The sequence below is a fragment of the Caulobacter sp. AVps18 genome (genome assembly GCF_058681425.1).
The window spans coordinates 3,005,717-3,026,345 of record NZ_CM178737.1; the positions used below are offsets into that span (position 1 = coordinate 3,005,717).

Here is a 20,629-nt window from a genome sequence, read left to right on the forward strand (position 1 = left end):
AATCAAAACGGCCTCCAAGCCGAGCCAAGTTTAGGGAGCACCACCATGGCCAAGGGCATTCGCGACAAGGTCGCCATCCTGGGGATGGGCTGCAGCAAGTTCGGCGAGCGCTGGGACGCCGGTCCCGACGACCTGATGGTCGAGGCCTATATCGAGGCCATGAGCGACGCCGGCATTGAACCCAGCCAGCTGGACGCGGCCTGGTTCTCGACCCATGTCGACGAGATGGGTACGGGCAAGGGCGGCACGCCGATGTCGATTGCCCTGCGCCTGCCCAATATCGCCGTGACCCGGGTGGAGAACTTCTGCGCCTCGGGGTCGGAAGCTTTTAGGGGCGCTGTCTATGCCGTTGCCTCGGGCGCGGCCGATATCGCCATCGCCCTGGGCGTCGAGAAGCTGAAGGACACCGGCTATGGCGGTCTGCCCGTGGCCAATCCCGGCACCCTGACGCCGCAGGTCATGCCCAACGGCTCGGCCCCGGGCAACTTCGCCCAACTGGCCAGCGCCTACCGGGCCAAGCACGGGGTCTCGAAAGACGACCTGAAACGGGCCATCGCCCATGTTTCGGTCAAGAGCCACGCCAACGGGGCCAAGAATGCCAAGGCTCACCTGCAAAAGCCGATCACGGTGGACCAGGTGCTGAACGCCCCGATGATCGCCGAGCCGCTGGGCCTGTTCGACTGCTGCGGCGTATCGGACGGCGCGGCCTGCGCCATCGTCACTACGCCGGAAATTGCCAAGGCGATGGGCAAGAAGAACCTGGCCATGGTCAAGGCACTGCAGCTGTCGGTCTCCAACGGCTATGAGAGCCAGTACAACGGCTGGGACGGCAGCCACTTCCACACTGCCCGCATCGCGGCCGGCAAGGCCTATCGCGAAGCCGGCATCGAGCGACCGCGCGAGCAGATCTCGATGATCGAGGTGCATGACTGCTTCTCGATCACCGAGCTGGTGACCATGGAGGACCTGTTCATCTCGCCCGAAGGGCAGGGCTGGCGCGACGTGATGGACGGCTTCTACGACGCTGACGGCGGCGTGCCCTGCCAGATCGACGGGGGACTGAAGTGCTTTGGCCACCCCATCGGCGCGTCGGGACTGCGGATGCTCTACGAGATGTACCTGCAGCTGCAGGGCAGGGCCGGGCCCCGGCAGTTGAAAGACCCGGTGTTCGGCATGACCCACAATCTGGGCGGTGCGCCGGCCAGCAATGTCTGCTCGGTGGCGATCATCGGGCAGGAGGGGGCTTAATCGCGGCCTGCGCTTGGTGTAACCACGACGCATGGGCGAACGCTTCAAGGGTTTCAAACGGTGGATCTTCGCCGGGGCGGTGCTGCTGGCGGGGCTGGTGGTCGCCGCCGCCTTCGTGTGGCGCTACGACATCCTCAGCAACGCGCTGGACCCCAAGGTTCCGTTCCTCACCTACAAGCCGCCGCCGGCCCCGGACTATGCCAAGGCCGCATCCTGGGCCCTGTTGCCGAAGTCTCCGGCGCAGCCCGCCTCGGGCGAGCCTCCGGTCGATGTGTTCTTCGTCCATCCCACCACCTTCGACGGCGGCCAGGACTGGAACGGCGCCATCGACCAGCCCCGCGCCCAGCGGTTTCTGTCGCGGGTGGTGCTGCCCAACTATGCCGGGCCGTTCTACCGGGTGGGGCGGGTCTTCGCGCCGCGTTACCGTCAGGCCAGCCTCTACACCTATCTGACGCTGCGCGACGATGCCCGGGCGGCGAGGCGCTTTGCCTATGGTGACGTGCGCGCGGCGTTCCAGCTCTATCTGAAGGACTATAATCGCGGTCGGCCGTTCATCCTGGTCGGCGTCGAGCAGGGCGGGTCAATGGCCGCGCGGCTGCTGCGCGAAGAGGTCGCGGCCCATCCCGCAATCAAGCAGCGGCTGGTGGCGGCCTATCTGATCGAGACCGTGGCTCCCGCGCAGGAGTACGGCCCGATGGCGCCCATCCCGGCCTGTGACGGCCAAGCGCGGATCGGCTGCGTCGCGGCCTGGGCGTCGCTGCAGGAGGGTGATTTCCAGAGGATGCAGGACCTGACCCATCGCTCGCTGATCTGGGACGACGGCGACCAGCTGATCGACCTGGATGGCCGCAAGGCGCTGTGTTTCAATCCCTTGCTGGGCGGAACCGGAGAGATGCGCGCGCCGGCCCGGCTGAACCTGGGCGCCGCCAACGCCACGGGTCTGGAGTGGGGCGCCCGGCCGGCCTTCCTGCAGCGCCAGGTCTGGGCCCAGTGCGAGGATGGCCTGCTGCACACCGGCCGGCCCAAATCGACGGCGCTACGCGATGCCGGTTCGTGGGCCGACCGTCACAAGGTGGCCGGCTACAACCTGTTCTATGCCGACATCGAGGCCGATGCTCAGGCCCGCGTGGCCATCAAGGCCTCCAGCCCGCAATAGGTCGGCTGGTCGATGGCGATGCGATCGATGGCGCTGGCCCGAAGGTGAGCCAGCACGGCGGGATCGCGTGGGGCCAGGGCCCCCGACGCCAGGGCTTGGCAGAGTTTCCCATTGAGGTGATCAACATCGCCCTCGACACCCAGCAGATCGACCAGCCTAGCTCGTTCCGCTTGCTCGGCGGTCTGGCCCAGCGTGGCCTCGCGCGCCAGCAGGGCCCTTGCGTTGTCGGCCACACGCGACAGGAAGGCCTGGCGGCCGTCGCCGTCGTCCATCGTGTCGAACCGCTCCAGCGCGCTGCGCAGTTCGGCGGCAGTGGGGCAGGTGATCACGCCATGACCTCCATCAGGTGAACCAGATCGATCTCGGTCTCGCTGACCCGCCGTCCGATCATGGCCCGCTCGATGGAGGGATCGGCGCCGGTCGCGAAGCTGGAATACATCATCAGGCAGATGACGCCCCATTTCAGTGAGCCCAGGGCCTGCCAGAACTGCACACGAGAGAGCGGGATCTCGCCGCCGCCGGCTTGGGCATAGCCGTCCAGCAGGGCCTGATAGTCGCCAAAGCCGCCGACGGGCCTACGCCACTGGCCAAAGCGCCAGGAATTGACGCAGATCCAGCCCAGGTCCTCGGCCGGATCGCCCAGATGGGCCAGCTCCCAGTCCAGCACGCCCACGAGGCCGCCCTGGGGGTGGATCATCAGGTTGCCGTTGCGAAAATCGCCATGCACCAGCACGGACGGGACCGGCGTCGGCGCGGCGCTCTCCAGCCAGCGGAACGCCGCCTCGAAGGTGGGCCGCGCGGCGTTGGTCTCGCGATAGACGTCTTCGTAGCGCGCCAGTTCGCCCAGGGCGTCCGAGGTGGCCAGGGGCGGCAGGCCATCGAGCGGCGTAGCGTGGATCTGGGCCAGGACCGCGCCGCAGCGCCGGGCCAGATCGGGGCGGACGGCGTCGAAGGCGGCATCGCGCACGATACGCTTGCCCAGGGTCTCGCCCTCCAGCCGGCGCATGACATAGGCCTCGCCGAGCTCATCGCCGGGATCACAGACCAGCACCACCACCGGGACCGGCGCGCCGGTCGTGGTGGCGGCGCGGATCAGGGCGGCCTCGGAGGCCAGGGGCTGGGCGGTGTCACGCGGCGGGGCATTGTCGGGGCGGCGACGCAGGATCAGCGGCGTGCCGTCATCCAGATCGAAGGCCCAGGTTTCCAGGCTGGCCCCGCCCGACAGCCGGTGGGCGTTCAGCGCCGTCTTGGCCGTGGGCGACAGGCGAGGCGCGAGGCGGGCGAGGGCGGCGGCGATGTCCATTCTGACAGGCTCTCAGTGCTCACCCAGCGTCAGGCAAGCGCTTATGGGCTGTGATCCTTTCAGGGGAGGTCGACAATGAAAGCGGATCACCACACCTTGCCGCGCGTTCGTCTGTCTTGATTTGCCTCGGGATGCCCCATGCCTTCTGGTCTCGCCGCCCTGCTGGATGACGTCGCCGGCATCACCAAGATTGCCGCCGCCTCGCTCGACGATGTTGCCGGGGCTGCCGGTAAGGCCGGTTCCAAGGCTGTTGGCGTCGTTGTCGATGATGCTGCGGTTACGCCCGGCTATGCGATGGGTTTCACGCCGGATCGCGAGTTGCCGATCGTGTGGAAAATCGCGATGGGATCGTTGAAGAACAAGTTCTTCTTCCTGTTGCCCGGCGCCCTGTTGCTCAGCGCGTTCGCGCCCTGGGCGGTGACGCCGATCCTGATGGTGGGTGGGGCCTATCTGTGTTTCGAGGCGGCCGAGAAGGTGCTGGAAGCCTTCAGCGGCGAGGAGGGCGCCGACGAGCCCGAGGAGCTGGCGCTCAGCGGTCCGGAACTGGAAACCCAGAAGGTCAATGGCGCGATCCGCACCGACCTGATCCTGTCGGGCGAGATCATGGCCATTGCCCTGAACGATGTGGCCGGCCGGCCTCTGTTCGTCCAGGCCGGAGCCCTGGCCCTGGTGGGTCTGCTGCTCACGATTGGTGTCTATGGCGTGGTCGGACTGATCGTGAAGATGGATGACATCGGCCTGCACCTGGCCAAGGGCAAGAACGCCGGGCTTCGCGGCCTGGGCCGGGGCCTGGTCAAGGCCATGCCGGTCACCATGGACGCCCTGACCCTGATCGGCACCGCCGCCATGCTGTGGGTCGGCGGCGGGATCATCGTGCACGGGCTGGAACACTTCCACCTGACGCCGATCCCCGTTTGGGTCGAAGGCTTCTCGCACTGGGCCCATGGCGCGCCGGTTGTGGGCGCAGTGACCGGCTGGCTGGCCTTTGCCCTGGGCTCCGCCGTGGTCGGGATGGTCATCGGCGGCGCCATCGCCGGGGTCCTGCACCTGTGGCATCACCGCAAGGGCACGGCGGCCCACTGATGGGCTGTCAGGCCGCGTAGGCCCTGGCCACGGCCTCGGCGACCTTGATGCCGTCGATGGCGGCCGACAGGATACCCCCGGCATAGCCAGCGCCTTCGCCGGCCGGATAGAGACCTGCCGTATTGAGGCTCTGGAAGTCTTCGCCGCGCGTGATGCGGATGGGCGAGGAGGTGCGGGTCTCGACCCCGGTCAGCAGCACATCGGGATGGTCATAGCCGGCGATCTGGCGACCAAACACCGGCAGGGCCTCGCGCATGGCGTCGATGACGAACGCCGGCAGGCAGGCCGAAAGGTCGGTCAGATGAACACCCGGCTTGTAGGACGGCGCTACCACGCCAAGATCGCTGGACGGCCGACCCGCCAGGAAGTCGCCGACCTTCTGGGCCGGCGCGGCATAGGTCGAGCCCCCTGCCACATAGGCCAGCGACTCCCACTTGCGCTGAAGCTCGACGCCCGCCAGCGGATGGCCGGGGAAGTCGCGCTCGGGATCGATGCCGACCACGAAGCCGGAGTTGGCGTTGCGCTCGTTGCGCGAATACTGGCTCATGCCGTTGGTTACGACGCGGCCCGGTTCGGAAGCCGCCGCCACGACCGTGCCGCCCGGGCACATGCAGAAGCTATAGACCGTCCGGCCGTCCTTGCAGTGATGCGACAGGCTGTAGTCGGCAGCGCCTAGATCCGGGTGACCCGCGCAGTCGCCAAACCGCGCCTTGTCCATCCAGGACTGCGGATGCTCGATCCGCACGCCGATCGAGAAGGGCTTGGCCTCGATCTGGACGCCCCGGTCATGCAGCATCTCGAAGGTGTCGCGGGCGCTGTGGCCGACGGCCAGCACCACGTGCTGGGCCTCCAGATAGGCGCCGGTCGAGAGCTTCAGGCCCTTGATCTGGCGCGATCCGTCGGCGGCGGTTTCAACGTCGATCTCTTCGACCTTGTGTTGCCAGCGATATTCGCCGCCCAGGCTCTCGATGGTCTCGCGCATGCTTTCGACCATCGTCACCAGGCGGAAGGTGCCGATGTGGGGGTGGGCTTCGGTCAGGATCTCGGGCGGGGCCCCGGCCTTGACGAACTCCTCCAGCACCTTGCGGCCCAGATGGCGCGGGTCCTTGACCCGGCTATAGAGCTTTCCGTCCGAGAAGGTGCCGGCTCCCCCCTCGCCAAACTGGACGTTGGATTCAGGGTCCAGTTCGTTGCGCCGCCACAGGGCCCAGGTGTCCTTGGTGCGCTCGCGCACGACCTTGCCCCGATCCAGGATGATCGGCTTGAAGCCCATCTGGGCCAGGATCAGGCCGGCGAACAGGCCGCAGGGACCCGCGCCGATCACCACGGGGCGGGGGCCAGCGAAGTCTTTCGGTGCCTGGGTGACAAAGCGATAGTCGGTGTCAGGCCTTGGCCGCACATGATGGTCGCCGGCGAAGCGCGCCAGGACCTCGGCCTCGTCGCGCAGGGTCACGTCCACCGAATAGACCATCAGGATCGCTGCTTTGCGCCGGGCGTCGTGGGCGCGGCGGGCGATGGTGAAGTCGATCAGGTCGTCAGCGGGAATGCCCAGGCGCGCGCAGAGGGCGGGCGCAATGGCCTCCGCCGGATGATCCAGGGGCAGCTTCAGTTCGGAAATGCGCAGCATGGGGCGGGTTTAGCGGGAAGAGGGGCAGTGCGCTAGAACCGGTCGCTACCCCGCATCATGCTGCGGCGAGGTCGGTTTCCAGTCGAACAGTTCCTGCAGCACCCGCACCGCCTGGCCACGCGGCGAGGTGAGGTCTGGATCACGCGCCAGGATCAGGCGGGCGTCGTCGGCGGCCACGGCGATCAGGTCGCGGTGAACCACCGGATCAGCCAGGCGATAGGCGGGAAAACCGCTCTGCTTGAGGCCCAGCGGATCGCCGCCGCCGCGCAGTTCCAGGTCTTTCTCGGCGATCTCGAAGCCGTCATCGGACTTGCGCAGGATGTCCAGCCGCTGCTGGGCGTTGTCAGACAAGGGCAGGTCGTACAACAGCACGCACGAGCTTTCCCGCGCGCCGCGGCCGACGCGGCCGCGTAGCTGGTGAAGCTGGGCCAGACCAAAGCGCTCGGCCTGCTCGATGACCATGATGCTGGCATTGGGCACGTTGACGCCGACCTCGACCACGGTGGTCGCCACCAGAACCGAGACCTTGCCCTCGACAAAGGCCTGCATGACCGCGTCTTTCTCGGCCGCCGGCATCTGGCCGTGAACCAGGCCCACCGACGGGCCGATGATCTGGCGCAGAACCGCAGCACGTTCTTCGGCCGCTTGCAGGTCGATCTTCTCGGATTCCGAGACGAGAGGGCAGATCCAGAAGGCCTGGGCCCCGGCTTGCGCCGCAGCCTTCAGCCGGTCGACGATCTCGGCCAGGCGCGGCATGGGGACGGCGCGGGTGGCCACGGGCGTGCGGCCCGGCGGCTTCTCGTCGATGCGCGAGACATCCAGGTCGCCGAACACCGTCAGTTCCAGGGTGCGGGGGATGGGCGTGGCCGACATGGCCAGCAGGTGAACGCCCCCTCCTTCACCTATGGGACCCTTGTCCTGCAGCCGCCGACGCTCGTTGACGCCGAAGCGGTGCTGTTCGTCGATCACCGACAGGCCCAGGGCCTTGAAGATCACATCGTCCTGGAACAGGGCATGGGTGCCGATCGCCACGGCGTGGGTTCCGTCGGCCAGGCCGGCCAGCTTGGCGGCGCGGCCGGCACCCTTGTCGCGGCCGGTCAGCAGGATCACCGACAGGCCCAGCTTCGAGAGCGGCTCGGCCATGGTCTCGTAATGCTGACGGGCCAGGATTTCAGTGGGGGCCATGATCGCAGATTGCAGGCCCGCGCCCGCCACGTCTGCGACTGCCAGCATCGCGACCACGGTCTTGCCGGATCCGACATCGCCCTGCAGCAGGCGGCTCATGCGTTCGCCCGAGGCGAGATCGCCGCGTACTTCCGAGAGGCTGCGGATCTGGGCACCGGTCAGGCGGAAGGGCAGGGCCTGTTCCGCCGCCTCGGCGAGGGGGCTGGCGGGGACGCGCGGGGCGGGCTGGGCGCGGCGGGTGGCCTTGCGCTGGGCCAGGGCCATCTGGTGGGCCAGAAGCTCGTCATAGGCCAGGCGGCGGCGATGCGGCGACAGGGGCGAGACATCCGCCTCGCCGGTAGGATTGTGGGCGGCCGTGAAGGCCGCATGCCAGGCCGGCAGCCCCTCGCGGGCCTGCCAGGCCGGGTCCAGCCATTCGGGCAGGTCGACGGCGCGGCTCAGGGCCTCCAGCGCAAACCGTCGGAAGGTTCGCGAGGGCAGGCCCGCCGTGGCGGCATAGACGGGCTCGAAGGCGGGGATGTCGCCGGCGCGCTCTTCGGGCAGCAGATATTCCGGATGGGCGACCTGGATCTCGGAGCCGAACCGCTCGACCTTGCCGCTGACGGCGCGGCGCGCGCCGACCGGATGCTGGCGCTCCAGATGCGGCCCATGCCCCTTGAACCAGGTGAGGGTCAGGAACCCGGTCTCATCCCAGGCGCGGATTTTCCAGGGCTGGCCGAGGCGCGAGGGTGGCTGGTGGGCGTCGATACTGACCATGAAGGTCTGCACCTGGCCGTCGATGGCGGTGGCGGCGGTGGCACTCGTGCGGCGGATCACGCTCTGGGGAACAGTGAACAGCACATCGCGGACGAGGCTTCCCGCCACCCGCTCGACCAGCGGAGCGACGCGCGGCCCCACGCCCTTGAGGGTGGAGACCGGCGTGAACAGGGGGAAGAGAATCTCGGGGCGCATTGGCCCCACCATAGCGAAGCGTGGCGTTTGTGTGGACGCCTCGTCAGGCCTCGCGGTTCATCACCGGGTCGAGGGCGGCGACGATATCGGCATGCTCTTCAGAGCGAGAGGCACCCGAGACGTTCAGACGGGTATAGAGGGACTTGGCGTGGTGGCGCTTGACCGCCTCGCTCCAGCGCTCGTTCGCGCCGACCAGGTTGTTGGTTTCGCCGGCAAACAGCAGCGTGCCGACCTCGTCCAGATAGACGAAGTTGCCAGCGATGGTCGTCCGGGGATCGGCGTCCTCGGCGAGCTTGTAGCGATAAACGGCGCCCGAGGCGCCTTTCAGTTCGATATAGGGTTTCACAGGACCTCGCCTTACGGGCACGCGGCGTTGGCGGCAAGGTGTTGGGGGGCGCCGTTGACCAAATTATGACCCGGCTACGGCCACCTTGCCGAGGAATCGTCGCGTTCGCTCCTCCTTAGGCGCTCCGAACAGCTCGCGCGAGGGGGCCTGTTCAACGATCACGCCTCCATCCATGAAGATCGTCCGGTCGGCGACCTCCCGAGCGAAGTCCATCTGGTGGGTGACGATCAGCATGGTGCGCCGCTCGGCGGCCAGATCCTGGATCACCGACAGCACCTCACCGACCAGTTCGGGGTCGAGCGCAGAGGTGGGTTCGTCGAACAGAATGACCTCTGGATCCATGGCCAGGGCCCGTGCGATGGCGCATCTCTGCTGCTGGCCGCCGGAAAGCTCGCCCGGATAGGCGTTGATGCGTTCAGACAGTCCGACCTTGCCCAGCAGCTCAAGGCCAAGCTTGCGCGCTTCGGCTTTCGGCTTTCGTCGAACGATGATCGGCGCCTCGATCACATTTTCGAGTGCGGTACGGTGCGGGAACAGATTGAAGCCTTGGAAGGCGAATCCGACCCGGCCGTTCAGGGCCCTGGCCAGGGGCGCGCGCGGCGTGGCCTCGACCCCGGCGATCCGCAAGCTTCCGCCATCCAGCAGTTCCAGCCCGGCCAGGCAGCGCAGCAGGGTGCTCTTGCCCGAGCCGCTGGGGCCGATGATGGCCACCACCTCGCCCGGCGCGACGGTCAGGTCGACGCCGTTCAGCACAGTGTCCTGGCCAAACCGCTTGATCAGGCCGCTGGCCTGCACGGCGCTCATCGGCGGCCCTCTGCGGCGCGGCGTTCCAGCCAGCCCTGGCCGGTGGCCAGCAGGGTGGAGACGATCCAGTAGAGCGCCGCCGCCGCCAGATACATCGTGAAGATCTCGAACGTGCGGGCGGTGATCAGCTGGGTCTGGCGAAACAGTTCCGGCACCTGGATGGTGGCGGCCAGCGAGGTGTCCTTGACCAGGCTGATGAAGCTGTTGGACAGCGGCGCAACAGCGGTGCGGGCGGCCTGCGGCAGGATCACCCGGCGCAGGGCCTGGCCCCGGCTCATGCCCAGCACGGTGGCGGCTTCCCACTGGCCGCGATCGACATTGGCGATGGCGCTGCGCAGGATCTCGCAGGCATAGGCGGCGATGTTGAGCGAGAACCCGAGGCCGGCGGCGACCAGCGGCGGCAGTTCGATCCCGAACTGCGGCAGGCCGTAATAGATCAGGAACAGCTGCACCAGCAGCGGCGTGCCCCGGAACGCCGAGACATAGATCCCGGCCGGCCAGCGCAGCAGGGCCGTGCGCGACAGCCGCATCAGGGCCAGACCAAAGCCCAGCACCAGCCCCAGGCTCATGCCGATGATACTGAGCGCGACCGTATAGCCGGCCCCCTTCAACAGCAGGGGCGCGGACTGGCGCAGCAGGTCCAGCGTGGCGTCCATGCCTATTTCGTCACGTCCGCGCCGAACCAGGTCTGGGAGATGGCCTCCAACTTGCCGTTGGCCCGCATCGTATCGATGGCCTGATCGACCAGCACCTTCATGGCCGGGTCCTTCAGCATGGCCACGCCCTGGTTCTGGGCGGCGAAGGCAGGGCCCGAGGCGACGAACTCCGGCGAGCTCTTCACGAAATCGGCGGCCACCAGCCGATCGTTGAGCACCGCGTCGATGCGGCCGGCTTTCAGGTCCTGATACTTGGTTGGGTCATCGTCATAGGTGCGCACATCGGCGGTGGGGACGTTGGCCCGCAACCAGCTCTCGTAATTGGTGCCCAGGCCCACCCCGACCTTCTTGCCGGCCAGTTCGGCGGGCGAATAGGGCCCCCCCTGGCCCTTCAGGGTGATGATCTGGATGCCCGAGACCGTATAGGGCTTGGAGAAGTCGTACTTGGCCGCGCGCTCGGGGGTGATGGTGATCTGGTTGATCACCACGTCGATGCGCTTGGCCTCCAGCGCGCCAAGCAGGCCGGCGAACGGCGAGGGGCTGAACTGTGGCTTCAGGCCCATCTGCTCGGCCAGGGCCCTGGCGAAATCGACGTCGAAGCCGGCCAGTTGGCCGTCCTTGTCCTGAAAGTTGAACGGCGGATAGGTGCCTTCCAGGCCGATGCGCAGGGTCTTGCTGGCCGTGACCCGCTGGGCCGTGCTCTGGGGCGCGTCGCCGGCCTTGTCGCCACAGCCGGCCAGCACCAGCGCGCCCGCGCCCAGCAGAAGGTTTCGACGGTCAGGGAATCGCATGGGCGGCCTCGGGAATCCGGAACAGCCCCAGTTCTATACGCCGCGACGCACGCCGCCAGAGGCAAGCGCGGGCGGACCTGCGCATTGCGGCGGGTGATGGGGAATTGGGCGTCAGGCGCACTGGCCCCCTCCTGACCGCTATCGCGGTCGTCCTCCCCCAGAGGGGGAAGATGAGCCGCGTCTACCTTCATCTTCCCCCTCTGGGGGAGGAGCGCGTCAGCGCGGAGGGGGCGAGTGGCTAAGGCCTACCGCTTCCGCACAAACACCGTGCCCGCCGAATAGCCCGCGCCGAAGCTGCAGATCAGCCCCGTTTCGCCGGCCGCGAAGTCGTCATTGGCCGAGTGGAAGGCGATGATTGAGCCGGCTGAGCTGGTATTGGCGTAGGTGTCGAGGATGATGACGTTCTCGCCGGGGGCGGGGTCGCGGCCCAGCACCTTGCGACCGATCATCTCGTTCATGTTGATATTGGCCTGATGCAGCCACAGGCGCTTCAGGGCCTGGGGATCGACGCCCAGGTCGCGGGCGTGCTCGACGATCATCTCGCTGACCATCGGCACCACTTCGCGGAACACCTTGCGGCCTTCCTGGACAAACAGCTTGTCACGCGCCCCTTCGCCTTCCGGCGCGGCGCGGTTGAGGAAGCCGAAATTGTTGCGGATGTTGTTGGAGAACACGGTCTTGAGGCGCGTGCCCAGGATCTCCCAGCCGCCGACGGCCTGGTCGGCATCCTCAATGATCACGGCCGTGGCCACGTCGCCGAAGATGAAGTGGCTGTCGCGATCCTTGAAGTTCAAATGGCCCGAGCAGATCTCGGGATTGACCATCAGCACGGCCTTGGCGCTGCCAGTGGCCACGAAGTCGGCGGCGGTCTTGATGCCGAAGGTCGCCGACGAGCAGGCCACGTTCATGTCGAAGGCAAAGCCCTCGATGCCCAGGGCCTGCTGCACCTCGATGGCCATGGCCGGATAGGCCCGTTGCATGTTCGAGGCCGCGCAGATCACCGCGCCAATCTCGCTGACCGGCTTGCCCCAGGCGGCGATGGCCTGTTTTGCGGCTTCCACCGCCATTTCGGCCAGGATCGAGATCTGCTCGTTGGGGCGCTCGGGCAGGATCGGGCGCATGACCTCCGGGTCGATGATGCCGTCCTTGTTCATGACAAAGCGCGACTTGATGCCCGAGGCCTTCTCGATGAATTCGGGCGAGGACGGTGCCAGGGCGGTCACCTCGCCATCCGCGATGGCCTGCGCATTGGCGGCGTTGAAGCGCTCGACGAAGCTGTTGAAGGCCTCGACCAGCTCGGTGTTGGAGACGCTGAACGGCGGGGTGTAGAGGCCCGTGGCGGCGATGACGGCTTTATGCAAGCGACTTGTCCCGATGACGCTGGCGCGCGGCGAGGGCGCGTCTTGTTTCTGGTTCGGCGCGATCAATAGCACGGCTTTTGGTGCCGTCACCTCCTCAAGGCCCGTGCGTCCCGAGGGGCACAGGCCCGGCTTTTTCCTTCCCCAAGGGAACGATACGGCGCGGCCACAATCGCCTTCAACATGTCTGGCCCGACACGCAATGGCCCAGAACAGGTCCGCTCCAGGCCCCATCTCGGCCCCAGGGCGTGGCTACCCAACAGGCGCTGAGGGGTCTCAGCAGTACGGAGTAAAAAAATGAAAATCCTCATGCCTGCGGCGTTTGCCGCCCTGTCGGTCGCCGCTGTTCCTGTCCTTTCGCACGCCCAGACGGCCTCGCCCGAGATCTATGGAACCCTGGGCTACAGCGCCTCCCGTGCCGACGGCGCTGACACCGGCGCGGTGCAGGGACGGCTGGGTGCCAAGCTCACCCCGCACTTCGGCGTCGAGGGCGAACTGAGCGGCGGGATCAAGGACGACAATATCGACACCGCCGGGGTGCGGTCTAACCTGGAGCAAACCCATTCGGCGGCTGTCTATGGCGTCGGCTTCCTGCCGGTTGCGCCTAATATCGACCTGCTGGCCCGCATCGGTTACGGCAACACCCAGTTCAAGACCAGGCTGGCCGGGGTGGAGTCCAAGTTCGACGCCGACAGCGTCAACTACGGCGTCGGGGCCCAGTACAGGCTGGATGACAAGAACGGCGTTCGGGTCGACTACACCCGCCAGCAGTTCCGCGACAACGACGCCGACGACGCCAATGTGCTGTCGATCGGCTACGCCCGGAAGTTCTAGATCAGGCGACCATCAAGGCGGCGCTCCCCTCGCGGGGAGCGCCGTGCTGTCCTCAGTTGGCGAGGGGCGCGCCGCTGCCGTCCGAAACGGGTTCGGCTCCAGGCGCATAGTGATGATGATGCACGACGGCGGGGCCATAGCCTGCGCGGCCTTTCTCGTCGGGACCGTGGCGATTGGGACCCTGCGTCCCGTCGAGCAGGGTGAAGATGAAGATCACGAAGCCGCCGAACGGGATCAGGTGCAGCAGCATCCAGAAGCCCGACTTGTCGCTGTCGTGCAGCCGCCGCACCGTCACCGCGAGGCTGGGTATGAACATGGCCAGCCAGAACAGGACCATGCCGAGTGTCAGGAGGCTTGCTGGAAGGCCAACGTCTTCTGCGCCCTCGGACTGGGCCGCGAAGCTGCTGCCGGTCACGCCGATCGCCAGGAAGAAGCCCACCGTCACCAGAATCTGGAACAGCGTGAACAGCCAGAACTCGGACCGCCGCGCACGGCCCTCGAACTGCGCATATTTGCGCAGCGGCTCAAACATCAGAGACATAGGCGCGGCCCTCAACCCGTGGAGCGGGCATTTCGCCACGGTTTCCCGTTTGGGTAAAGATGGTTCGCCCGCTCAACGCCGAGCTTGACCGATCCCCCGTCGTCCCCGACGCTGAAGAAAAAGGGGAGGACAGCGTCAGCTTGGAAAAAGCGTTGCTGATTCAATTGCTCGGCTCGGCGGTGGCGATCTCCGCCCTGGTCGGTCTGGCGGCCTGGGCGCGGATCGCCCGGCCAACGCCGCCGCTCGACGCAGAGGCCCTGAACGCCCTGCTGGCCGAGGAGTTTCCCGACCACCGGCCGTCCGCTGTCTGGATCTCGGCCGACGGGGCCGGGGCCCTGGCGCGGGCCGGGGACCAGGTTCTCGTACTGTGGCGTCGCGGTGACAGCTATGTGGCCCGCGACACGACCTGGACCGCTGTGTCCGCCGCTACGCCGCAGCAGGGACGGTTGAAGCTGGTCCTGGCCGACGCCGCGCCGGTCTTTTCCGTCACCGGCCCGCTCTGGCCCCCGCAGGCGCTTGCCGCATGAAGCCCGCGTTCGATCCCGTTCAGCTGGCGATCCCCTTCTTCGTGCTGGCCATCATCCTGGAAATCGCCCTGGCGCGCCTGGGCAAGGCCAAGGCCAACTACGAGACCCGCGACACGGCCACCTCCCTGGCCATGGGTCTGGGCAGCACGGTCGCCGGGCTGTTCACCGGCGGGCTGATCTTCGCCGCCGCCCTGTGGGCCTATGAGCACCGCCTGTTCACGATCCCGATGACGGCGATCTGGGCCTGGGTGCTGCTCTTCTTCGCCGAGGACCTGACCTACTACTGGTTCCACCGCCTGTCGCACGAGCGGCGCTTCTGGTGGGCCAGCCATGTGAACCACCACACCTCGACCCATTACAACCTCTCGACCGCCCTGCGGCAGACCTGGACGGGCGGCGTCGCCGGCACCTGGCTGCTGTGGCTGCCCCTGTCGCTGCTGGGCTTCCCGCCGGCCATGGTCGCCATCCAGAAGGGCATCAGCCTCGTCTACCAGTTCTGGATCCATACCGAGGCGGTGGGGCGCATGCCGCGCTGGTTCGAGGCGGTGTTCAACACGCCCTCGCATCACCGGGTCCACCACGCCCGCAACGCCCGCTACCTGGATGCCAACTATGCCGGCATCCTGATCATATGGGACCGGATGTTTCGCACCTTCATCCCCGAGGTCGACGAGGAGCCCTGCCGCTATGGTGCGGTGAAGAACCTTAGCAATTTCAACCTGCTGCACAATGTCTTCCACGAGTGGGTCGGCATCGGCCGGGACGTGCTGGGCGCGAAGTCGCCGCGCGAGGTCCTGGGCTACATGTTCGGCCCGCCGGGCTGGAGTCCCGATGGGTCGCGGGAGACGTCGCACACCATCAAGGCGAAGTGGAGGGCGCGGGTGGGCGGGCAAACGGAGGAGGCCGATCAGTAGGGCTCCGTCAATCCCGCTCGCAATGCGTTCATGTCCCTAAAGCTCGGCGGCCGCGTGTCCGTCGCTGGTTCCTAGATATCCGAACCAGTGGTTGTTCATTTCGCGCAGGAAGTCGGGATTGTCGACGGGAAGTCCAGACGCCGATCCGAGCACTGAGTCGATTTGGCAGCGCGGGCAAATGGCCGTGCCAGTGCCTTCGTTGAGCCAGCGCTCGATCTCCACTGGCCCGAACGTCTCTAGACAATAGAAACACCCGCAAACGCCACTAGCTTCAATGGCCTCTCGATGCTTTGACGAGTGACGATGCGCCGTACGTAAGACTTCATCGGTGTAGGTCATCCAACAAGGATGTACGGCCTTCGCGAGCTCGGCAAGAGCGAGGGCGCGATCAATTCACTCCAACTCAAGTTCGGAGCGCCCAGTCTTATCTGTCGGGCCGTATAGACCGATCCCTATCGCTCGTCATTTACCATACTCGAAACAGGGGCACACTTCTTCTACTGCAAAATGACAAATTCAAACGTTGGAGGCCCGCGCGCCAAATCCCTCTTCCATAGGGAGAGGGAGGGGCCCGCCGCCGGAGGCGGTGGGAGGGTGAGGGGTTTCAGCGGTTGCCGAAGGGGCCGCGATTTTTGGGCGGAGGCCGCAGGCGAGGGGGCTTTTTTGCGCTCGCTGTTTCGATCTTGCCTTGTCCGGACACGGTGTAACCCCTCACCCTCCCACCGCTTCGCGGCGGGCCCCGCCCTCTCCCTCTGGGAGAGGGAAATTCGCGCTATCCCCGTTCTCGCACGGGGATAAACCCGCCCCCACCCCAGCAAATTCAACGCCCTGACCGCCCCTCCCACCGTCACGATCAAAAATCGACACACACCCCCGCAAACCGCCCCCATACTGCTCCTCGCCCCGCCACGGGGGAGGCCGTCCAGCTGGCGACCTGACGGGTGGCGGGGAGGGTCGAGCGGGAAGCGTCCGTCGGCCGTCGTTTGAAGGCCCGGCAGGGTCTGGCGGAGCAGGACAGCCCAACGGGGCGCTGTGTTGAGGCCAGGCCGGGACCGGGTCGTGTCCCATCGCGTGGTGTAACTGCGTCGGCGTGATCACCGCGCTCTCCGGCTGAGCCGGATTGGTCAGGCCGCCATGATGGGCAGGCTGACGATGGGATCATCGCTCAAGGGAGCGACACTTTCCAGGGTCATGTAGCGGCATCGTTGGACGGCCCATTCGTCGTTCTGCTCGAGCAGAATGGCGCCGACGAGCCGGATGATGGCGGCCTCGTTGGGGAAGATGCCTACGACCTCTGTCCGGCGTTTGATCTCGCCATTGAGCCGCTCCAGGGAGTTTGTGGAGTGCAACTTGGTGCGGTGGGCGGCGGGGAAGGTCATGTAGGCCAGGACATCGGTCTCGGCCTGGTCGAGGAAGCCGGCCAGCTTGGGGAGTTTGGGCCGCAGTTGGTCGGCGACGCCGCGCCATTGGGTCTTGGCGGCCTGGGCGTCGTCCTGGGCGAAGGCCGTGCCGATGAAGGCCGAGACCATGGCGCGACCGCTCTTGCCGGCGTGAGCCATGACATTGCGCATGAAGTGGACGCGGCAACGCTGCCAAGTGCAGTTCATGATTTTGGAGACCGACGCCTTGATACCCTCGTGGGCGTCGGAGGTCACCAGCTTGACGCCCCGCAGGCCGCGCCGGGCCAGGCTTCTGAGGAAGTCCGTCCAGAACGTCTCGGCCTCGGAAGGGCCCACCGCCAGGCCCAGCACCTCGCGCCGGCCATCGGCGTTGACGCCCACGGCGACGATGACGGCCTTGGACACGATACGCCCGGCGGTGCGGTCTTTCACATAGGTGGCGTCGATCCACAGGTAGGGCCAGTCGCCCTCGATCGGCCGGGTCAGGAAGGCCTGGACGCGCTCGTCGATCTCCTCGCAGAGCCGCGAGACCTGGCTCTTGGAGATGCCGCTCATGCCCATCGCCTTGACCAGGTCATCCACCGAGCGGGTCGAGATCCCCTGGATGTAGGCCTCCTGGATCACCGCGGTCAGTGCCTTCTCGGCCAGCCGCCGCGGCTCCAAGAAGCCCGGAAAGTAGGAGCCCTTGCGAAGCTTTGGGATCCGCAGTTCCACCGTGCCCGCCCGCGTCTCCCAGTCGCGATCGCGGTAGCCGTTGCGCTGCGCCAGCCGCTCGGGGCTCTTCTCGCCGTGCGCAGCCCCAGTCAGGCCGCCCACCTCCAGCTCCATAAGGCGTTGGGCGGCGAACCCGATCATCTCGCGTAGAAAATCGCTGTCGCCGCTCTTCTCCATCAGCCCGCGAAGGGCGATTGTGTCTTCGGTCATCTTCGGTCCTTGGTTCAGGTTGAGCTTCGCAACCCAACCCTACCGAAGATCGTGGATGACCACCGCTACGCCGCTCGCTCGCTACGGCGCCATGGGGAAGGCGCGCGTCGCGAGCGGCTACGCTATCGCCAACGAGCTACACCACGTCCCGGGACACGACCCGGGACCGCCGGGAACTCCCTTTGGCGACGCCCGCGAGACGCGACAGGTCCGGGCTGAAATCGCCTGGACGGTCCGGGGAGCGCCATCTCCCCGCCCGCCGGAGGCCTCTTTGGAAGCGGGTTAAAACCCCGCGCCCCGAAGGCTTTCGTCCACCGATCCTGCGGAGCGCTCCGGCCCAGGCCGAAACGGTACTCCACTACAAACACTCTTCCGGGTTTGGCCCGGACGCTCCGCCGCCTCCCCACACTTGCCGGTGAATTTCCGGCGAGGCTGCCAACCTGTGCCCGTCTCGCCGCGTATTTCCACGATAGACAAAGGGGCTAACGGCCACCGGTCCCCTCAAAGCGCTGAGCCCTCGCGCTCTAGCGCTTCAATCCAGATCCAAGGGATCATGCTAGTGCGCGACGTACCGGTCGCAGCAATATGCGGCTCCATTGTTTAACCCATTGCCTAGAGCTGCCCTGAACCGTGGCGGCGAGTGGGCACCCGTCGATAACTTCGTTGCGATACGTCAGGTGAGCGTTGCATAGTTTGACGATTCAAATATTCGCGGCTTCGAGCCGTTGCGCGTTTTAAAGGCCCAGTTGAATGGGAGTGTGTTTGATCCATGGGTAAGAAAAAACTGACCCTGATATTGTTGGCGGGTGTGGCTTTGGCTTCACCATCTGTCGCGCGGACGGTAATATTTCAGAAAATTCAAGCAGAATTTGCGATCGTTGGGGGCGATATACTTGATCCGCCGCCGGGGCAAAAGAAGGATCGAGTCGCTCTATTTCTTGACGGGCCGAGCGCAAAAAAGATCTACGACTCGATGTCGGGGCCGATAAAAAATGAAGACAATTGCGAAATTGGTTTGAGGGCAAAGCAGAGCGGCGGACTAGAGTGCACTAAGAATGCGAGAAATGTCTATGCTTGTAGTGTTGGTGTAGATCTAAAGAACGGAAAAACGAGCTTGGTAAGCGTATGTTGAAGGCGCGTTAGCGTACATGCGCGGATCTCAAGGTAATGCTGCTTGTACAGCACGTCCTGTCAATTCGCTCCCGGAAACCGGCGGGTGTGACCATGCTCTTCCGATGCAAGTAAATTCAACGACCGGCTCATACGGTTGCGCCCAGCCGCTGCTTTTACTCCCGCAACAACGGCAGGCTCAGCCCGCTGACCGGCCGGGCCGTCAGCACCTCGCGGCGGAAGCGAAACAGTTCAGCCGGGCGGCCGCCGGTTTCGGCGTCCATGCGGCCCAGGCCCTCGACCAGATCCTCGCGCTCGACTACGCGGCGGAAGTTCTGCTTGTGCAGGGGCACGCCGGCTATGGCCTCGACGGTGCGTTGCAGGGTCGAGAGGGTGAACTCGTCCGGGGTCAGTTCAAAGACCACCGGGCGGTACTTGATCTTGCCGCGCAGGCGCGAGAGGCCGGTGGCCAGGATGCGGCGGTGGTCGGAGATCATCGGCTCGCCGAGGGCTGCCGACAGGGCAGCGGGTTCGGCCGGGTCGTGGCCGTCGGCGCGGGCCCGGTCGCGGGCGGCCTCGGGGGCCAGGCCTGCCTCATAGAGCAGCTCATAGCGCTCCAGTACCCGTTCCTCGTTCCACGAGGCGCCGTCGAGGGCGAAGGCGAGGCGGGCGCGGGACCACTTGCCGGCGTCGCCGTCGGCCCAACGCTTGAGGGCCGGGGCCAGGACGGTGTCCAGCAGGTCGGGGCGGCCCTGGCGCCAGTCTTCCCAAGGGAAGAACCGCGACCACGGGGCCCAGACGGTGTCAGGGGCGTCGGTGTCGACCGCGTCGGGGGTCAGGCCCAGATAGCCGACCGAGACCACCCGCGCGGCCCCGGCCCCGACCTCGGCGCGAGGCGCGTCGCGGCCCTTGTCGCCGAAGGTATAGAGCTGCTCCACATAGCCCAGCTGGAAGCGGGTCTGCTCGGTGACGAAGGCCCGCAGGCCCAGCTCGAAGGTGCGGTGGCCCTCGGGGTCGAACGGGCCGAACGGCAGGCCGGGCAGGGGAGAGGCGACATCGGTGACGGCGTCATGCGGGCGGACGGTCAGCACCACGGCCTCGCCGTCGCGGATGGCGACGACCACGGCCGACAGCCCGATGACGACGGATGCGGTCATGCCGTCTCGAAGCCCGCCGCCCGTGACAGCACGTGGAAGCGCTCGACATAGTGGGCCTGGGCCTCGAACGGCGGCTGGGGCTTGATGCGCAGGTCATAGCCGGCCGGGGGCGTACCGAAGATGGCCAGGGACTCGGCGTGCTCGAACCCGGCCAACTGGGTGGCCTCGAAGAAGGCGCAGGCGCGGTCGGCCTGCTTGATCAGCTTCTTGATGGCCGGCGGCGTCTTCACCGGCAGGCCAAAACGGATGTGGATGGCGTCTTCCAGCCGGGCCTCGAAATCCTTGTAGCTGACGCCCAGGGCCGCCTTGAACGGGCTGATCATGTCGCCGATCACATATTCGGAGGCGTCGTGCAGCAGGGCGGCCAACTGCCACTTGGGTTCGAGGTCGGGCTTGATGTGGCTGGCGATCTCCTCGACCACCAGGCTGTGCTGGGCGACGGAAAAGCCATGTTCGCCAATCGTTTGGCCGTTCCAGCGGGCGACGCGCGCCAGGCCGTGGGCGATGTCCTCGATCTCGATGTCCATGGGCGAGGGGTCAAGCAGATCCAGCCGGCGACCCGACAACATTCTCTGCCACGCGCGGGGCGGTGCGCCCCTATGCAGCCCTTTGGCCACGAGATCGTTCCTTACGGTGAAGGTGGATTGACTGGCCCATTGGTTGACAAAGATCAATGATGGGCCGGCCCTCTTCTGTGGAAATGCACTCCAAAGG

The 20,629-nt window shown here is 66.5% G+C and carries 21 protein-coding genes; 7 read left to right on the forward strand and 14 right to left on the reverse strand.

Features of this window, described 5'->3' with window-relative positions:
• Positions 1 to 45 precede the first annotated feature (45 nt).
• Both ACW179_RS13780 and ACW179_RS13785 read left to right on the forward strand, forming a co-directional pair.
• Positions 46 to 1,248 carry an acetyl-CoA acetyltransferase gene (locus ACW179_RS13780; protein WP_492060047.1) on the forward strand — a complete coding sequence of 401 codons (1,203 nt, stop codon included), beginning with the start codon at positions 46 to 48 and terminating at the stop codon, positions 1,246 to 1,248.
• Positions 1,249 to 1,279: 31 nt separating this feature from the next.
• Positions 1,280 to 2,404: a DUF3089 domain-containing protein gene (locus ACW179_RS13785; protein WP_492060048.1), complete on the forward strand. Its 1,125-nt coding sequence runs from the start codon at positions 1,280 to 1,282 to the stop codon at positions 2,402 to 2,404.
• Here ACW179_RS13785 and ACW179_RS13790 read toward each other — a convergent pair.
• Entirely contained in the window at positions 2,365 to 2,733 is a 369-nt protein-coding gene (locus tag ACW179_RS13790) for a DUF6285 domain-containing protein (RefSeq protein ID WP_492060049.1), read from the reverse strand. The genes ACW179_RS13785 and ACW179_RS13790 overlap by 40 nt on opposite strands.
• Positions 2,730 to 3,707: a phosphotransferase family protein gene (locus tag ACW179_RS13795; protein ID WP_492060050.1), complete on the reverse strand. Its 978-nt coding sequence runs from the start codon at positions 3,705 to 3,707 to the stop codon at positions 2,730 to 2,732. Before ACW179_RS13795 ends, ACW179_RS13790 begins: the two co-directional genes overlap by 4 nt.
• 138 nt (positions 3,708 to 3,845) lie before the next feature.
• On the opposite strand from ACW179_RS13795, the gene ACW179_RS13800 reads away from it, so the two are divergent.
• Entirely contained in the window at positions 3,846 to 4,790 is a 945-nt protein-coding gene (locus ACW179_RS13800) for a DUF808 domain-containing protein (RefSeq protein ID WP_492060051.1), read from the forward strand.
• A gap of 7 nt (positions 4,791 to 4,797) precedes the next feature.
• On the opposite strand, the gene ACW179_RS13805 is transcribed toward ACW179_RS13800, so the two are convergent.
• The 7 genes from ACW179_RS13805 to ACW179_RS13835 form a co-directional block, all read right to left on the reverse strand.
• On the reverse strand, positions 4,798 to 6,417 hold the full coding sequence (locus ACW179_RS13805; RefSeq protein WP_492060052.1) for an NAD(P)/FAD-dependent oxidoreductase: 1,620 nt from the start codon (positions 6,415 to 6,417) through the stop codon (positions 4,798 to 4,800).
• 45 nt (positions 6,418 to 6,462) lie between these two features.
• Entirely contained in the window at positions 6,463 to 8,553 is a 2,091-nt protein-coding gene (recG, locus tag ACW179_RS13810) for an ATP-dependent DNA helicase RecG (RefSeq protein ID WP_492060053.1), read from the reverse strand.
• Positions 8,554 to 8,596: 43 nt separating this feature from the next.
• The gene (locus ACW179_RS13815) at positions 8,597 to 8,899 is read right to left on the reverse strand and encodes a hypothetical protein (protein ID WP_492060054.1); all 303 of its coding nucleotides are present in this window, start codon (positions 8,897 to 8,899) and stop codon (positions 8,597 to 8,599) included.
• 63 nt (positions 8,900 to 8,962) lie between these two features.
• Entirely contained in the window at positions 8,963 to 9,703 is a 741-nt protein-coding gene (locus tag ACW179_RS13820) for an amino acid ABC transporter ATP-binding protein (RefSeq protein WP_492060055.1), read from the reverse strand.
• Positions 9,700 to 10,359, reverse strand: a complete 660-nt coding sequence (tcyL, locus tag ACW179_RS13825; RefSeq protein ID WP_492060056.1) for a cystine ABC transporter permease — start codon at positions 10,357 to 10,359, stop codon at positions 9,700 to 9,702. The genes ACW179_RS13820 and tcyL overlap by 4 nt, the downstream gene beginning before the upstream one ends.
• A gap of 2 nt (positions 10,360 to 10,361) precedes the next feature.
• Entirely contained in the window at positions 10,362 to 11,150 is a 789-nt protein-coding gene (tcyJ, locus tag ACW179_RS13830) for a cystine ABC transporter substrate-binding protein (protein WP_492060057.1), read from the reverse strand.
• A 245-nt stretch (positions 11,151 to 11,395) separates the two neighbouring features.
• The gene (locus tag ACW179_RS13835) at positions 11,396 to 12,511 is read right to left on the reverse strand and encodes a beta-ketoacyl-ACP synthase III (protein WP_492060058.1); all 1,116 of its coding nucleotides are present in this window, start codon (positions 12,509 to 12,511) and stop codon (positions 11,396 to 11,398) included.
• 294 nt (positions 12,512 to 12,805) lie between these two features.
• Between ACW179_RS13835 and ACW179_RS13840 the strand changes: the two genes are divergently transcribed.
• Entirely contained in the window at positions 12,806 to 13,342 is a 537-nt protein-coding gene (locus ACW179_RS13840; RefSeq protein ID WP_492060059.1) for a porin family protein, read from the forward strand.
• A 52-nt stretch (positions 13,343 to 13,394) separates the two neighbouring features.
• Here the strand turns inward: ACW179_RS13840 and ACW179_RS13845 are convergent, their stop codons facing one another.
• On the reverse strand, positions 13,395 to 13,883 hold the full coding sequence (locus tag ACW179_RS13845) for a DUF805 domain-containing protein (RefSeq protein ID WP_492060060.1): 489 nt from the start codon (positions 13,881 to 13,883) through the stop codon (positions 13,395 to 13,397).
• A 152-nt stretch (positions 13,884 to 14,035) separates the two neighbouring features.
• On the opposite strand from ACW179_RS13845, the gene ACW179_RS13850 reads away from it, so the two are divergent.
• Positions 14,036 to 14,410: a hypothetical protein gene (locus ACW179_RS13850; protein ID WP_492060061.1), complete on the forward strand. Its 375-nt coding sequence runs from the start codon at positions 14,036 to 14,038 to the stop codon at positions 14,408 to 14,410.
• Entirely contained in the window at positions 14,407 to 15,324 is a 918-nt protein-coding gene (locus tag ACW179_RS13855; protein WP_492060062.1) for a sterol desaturase family protein, read from the forward strand. Before ACW179_RS13850 ends, ACW179_RS13855 begins: the two co-directional genes overlap by 4 nt.
• A 36-nt stretch (positions 15,325 to 15,360) precedes the next feature.
• Here the strand turns inward: ACW179_RS13855 and ACW179_RS13860 are convergent, their stop codons facing one another.
• Together ACW179_RS13860 and ACW179_RS13865 are read right to left on the reverse strand one after the other, a co-directional pair.
• The gene (locus ACW179_RS13860; RefSeq protein ID WP_492060063.1) at positions 15,361 to 15,663 is read right to left on the reverse strand and encodes a hypothetical protein; all 303 of its coding nucleotides are present in this window, start codon (positions 15,661 to 15,663) and stop codon (positions 15,361 to 15,363) included.
• Between the two features lie 785 nt (positions 15,664 to 16,448).
• Positions 16,449 to 17,648, reverse strand: a complete 1,200-nt coding sequence (locus ACW179_RS13865) for an IS256 family transposase (RefSeq protein ID WP_492059584.1) — start codon at positions 17,646 to 17,648, stop codon at positions 16,449 to 16,451.
• A 769-nt stretch (positions 17,649 to 18,417) separates the two neighbouring features.
• On the opposite strand from ACW179_RS13865, the gene ACW179_RS13870 reads away from it, so the two are divergent.
• The gene (locus ACW179_RS13870) at positions 18,418 to 18,780 is read left to right on the forward strand and encodes a hypothetical protein (RefSeq protein ID WP_492060064.1); all 363 of its coding nucleotides are present in this window, start codon (positions 18,418 to 18,420) and stop codon (positions 18,778 to 18,780) included.
• 154 nt (positions 18,781 to 18,934) lie between these two features.
• Here ACW179_RS13870 and ACW179_RS13875 read toward each other — a convergent pair whose 3' ends face one another.
• Together ACW179_RS13875 and ACW179_RS13880 are read right to left on the reverse strand one after the other, a co-directional pair.
• Positions 18,935 to 19,915 carry an NUDIX hydrolase gene (locus ACW179_RS13875; RefSeq protein WP_492060065.1) on the reverse strand — a complete coding sequence of 327 codons (981 nt, stop codon included), beginning with the start codon at positions 19,913 to 19,915 and terminating at the stop codon, positions 18,935 to 18,937.
• The gene (locus ACW179_RS13880) at positions 19,912 to 20,532 is read right to left on the reverse strand and encodes a YfbR-like 5'-deoxynucleotidase (protein ID WP_492060066.1); all 621 of its coding nucleotides are present in this window, start codon (positions 20,530 to 20,532) and stop codon (positions 19,912 to 19,914) included. The genes ACW179_RS13875 and ACW179_RS13880 overlap by 4 nt, the downstream gene beginning before the upstream one ends.
• Positions 20,533 to 20,629: the final 97 nt, after the last annotated feature.

Bases quoted from the DNA above. Each gene is read 5' to 3' on its own strand.
- ACW179_RS13780 (WP_492060047.1), top strand. From the start codon at position 46: ATGGCCAAGGGCATTCGCGACAAGGTCGCCATCCTGGGGATGGGCTGC.
- tcyJ (WP_492060057.1), bottom strand. From the start codon at position 11,150: ATGCGATTCCCTGACCGTCGAAACCTTCTGCTGGGCGCGGGCGCGCTG.
- ACW179_RS13795 (WP_492060050.1), bottom strand. From the start codon at position 3,707: ATGGACATCGCCGCCGCCCTCGCCCGCCTCGCGCCTCGCCTGTCGCCC.
- ACW179_RS13870 (WP_492060064.1), top strand. From the start codon at position 18,418: ATGGGTAAGAAAAAACTGACCCTGATATTGTTGGCGGGTGTGGCTTTG.
- ACW179_RS13875 (WP_492060065.1), bottom strand. From the start codon at position 19,915: ATGACCGCATCCGTCGTCATCGGGCTGTCGGCCGTGGTCGTCGCCATC.
- ACW179_RS13800 (WP_492060051.1), top strand. From the start codon at position 3,846: ATGCCTTCTGGTCTCGCCGCCCTGCTGGATGACGTCGCCGGCATCACC.
- ACW179_RS13820 (WP_492060055.1), bottom strand. From the start codon at position 9,703: ATGAGCGCCGTGCAGGCCAGCGGCCTGATCAAGCGGTTTGGCCAGGAC.
- ACW179_RS13865 (WP_492059584.1), bottom strand. From the start codon at position 17,648: ATGACCGAAGACACAATCGCCCTTCGCGGGCTGATGGAGAAGAGCGGC.
- ACW179_RS13855 (WP_492060062.1), top strand. From the start codon at position 14,407: ATGAAGCCCGCGTTCGATCCCGTTCAGCTGGCGATCCCCTTCTTCGTG.
- ACW179_RS13805 (WP_492060052.1), bottom strand. From the start codon at position 6,417: ATGCTGCGCATTTCCGAACTGAAGCTGCCCCTGGATCATCCGGCGGAG.
- ACW179_RS13860 (WP_492060063.1), bottom strand. From the start codon at position 15,663: ATGACCTACACCGATGAAGTCTTACGTACGGCGCATCGTCACTCGTCA.
- ACW179_RS13840 (WP_492060059.1), top strand. From the start codon at position 12,806: ATGAAAATCCTCATGCCTGCGGCGTTTGCCGCCCTGTCGGTCGCCGCT.
- recG (WP_492060053.1), bottom strand. From the start codon at position 8,553: ATGCGCCCCGAGATTCTCTTCCCCCTGTTCACGCCGGTCTCCACCCTC.
- ACW179_RS13785 (WP_492060048.1), top strand. From the start codon at position 1,280: ATGGGCGAACGCTTCAAGGGTTTCAAACGGTGGATCTTCGCCGGGGCG.
- ACW179_RS13845 (WP_492060060.1), bottom strand. From the start codon at position 13,883: ATGTCTCTGATGTTTGAGCCGCTGCGCAAATATGCGCAGTTCGAGGGC.
- tcyL (WP_492060056.1), bottom strand. From the start codon at position 10,359: ATGGACGCCACGCTGGACCTGCTGCGCCAGTCCGCGCCCCTGCTGTTG.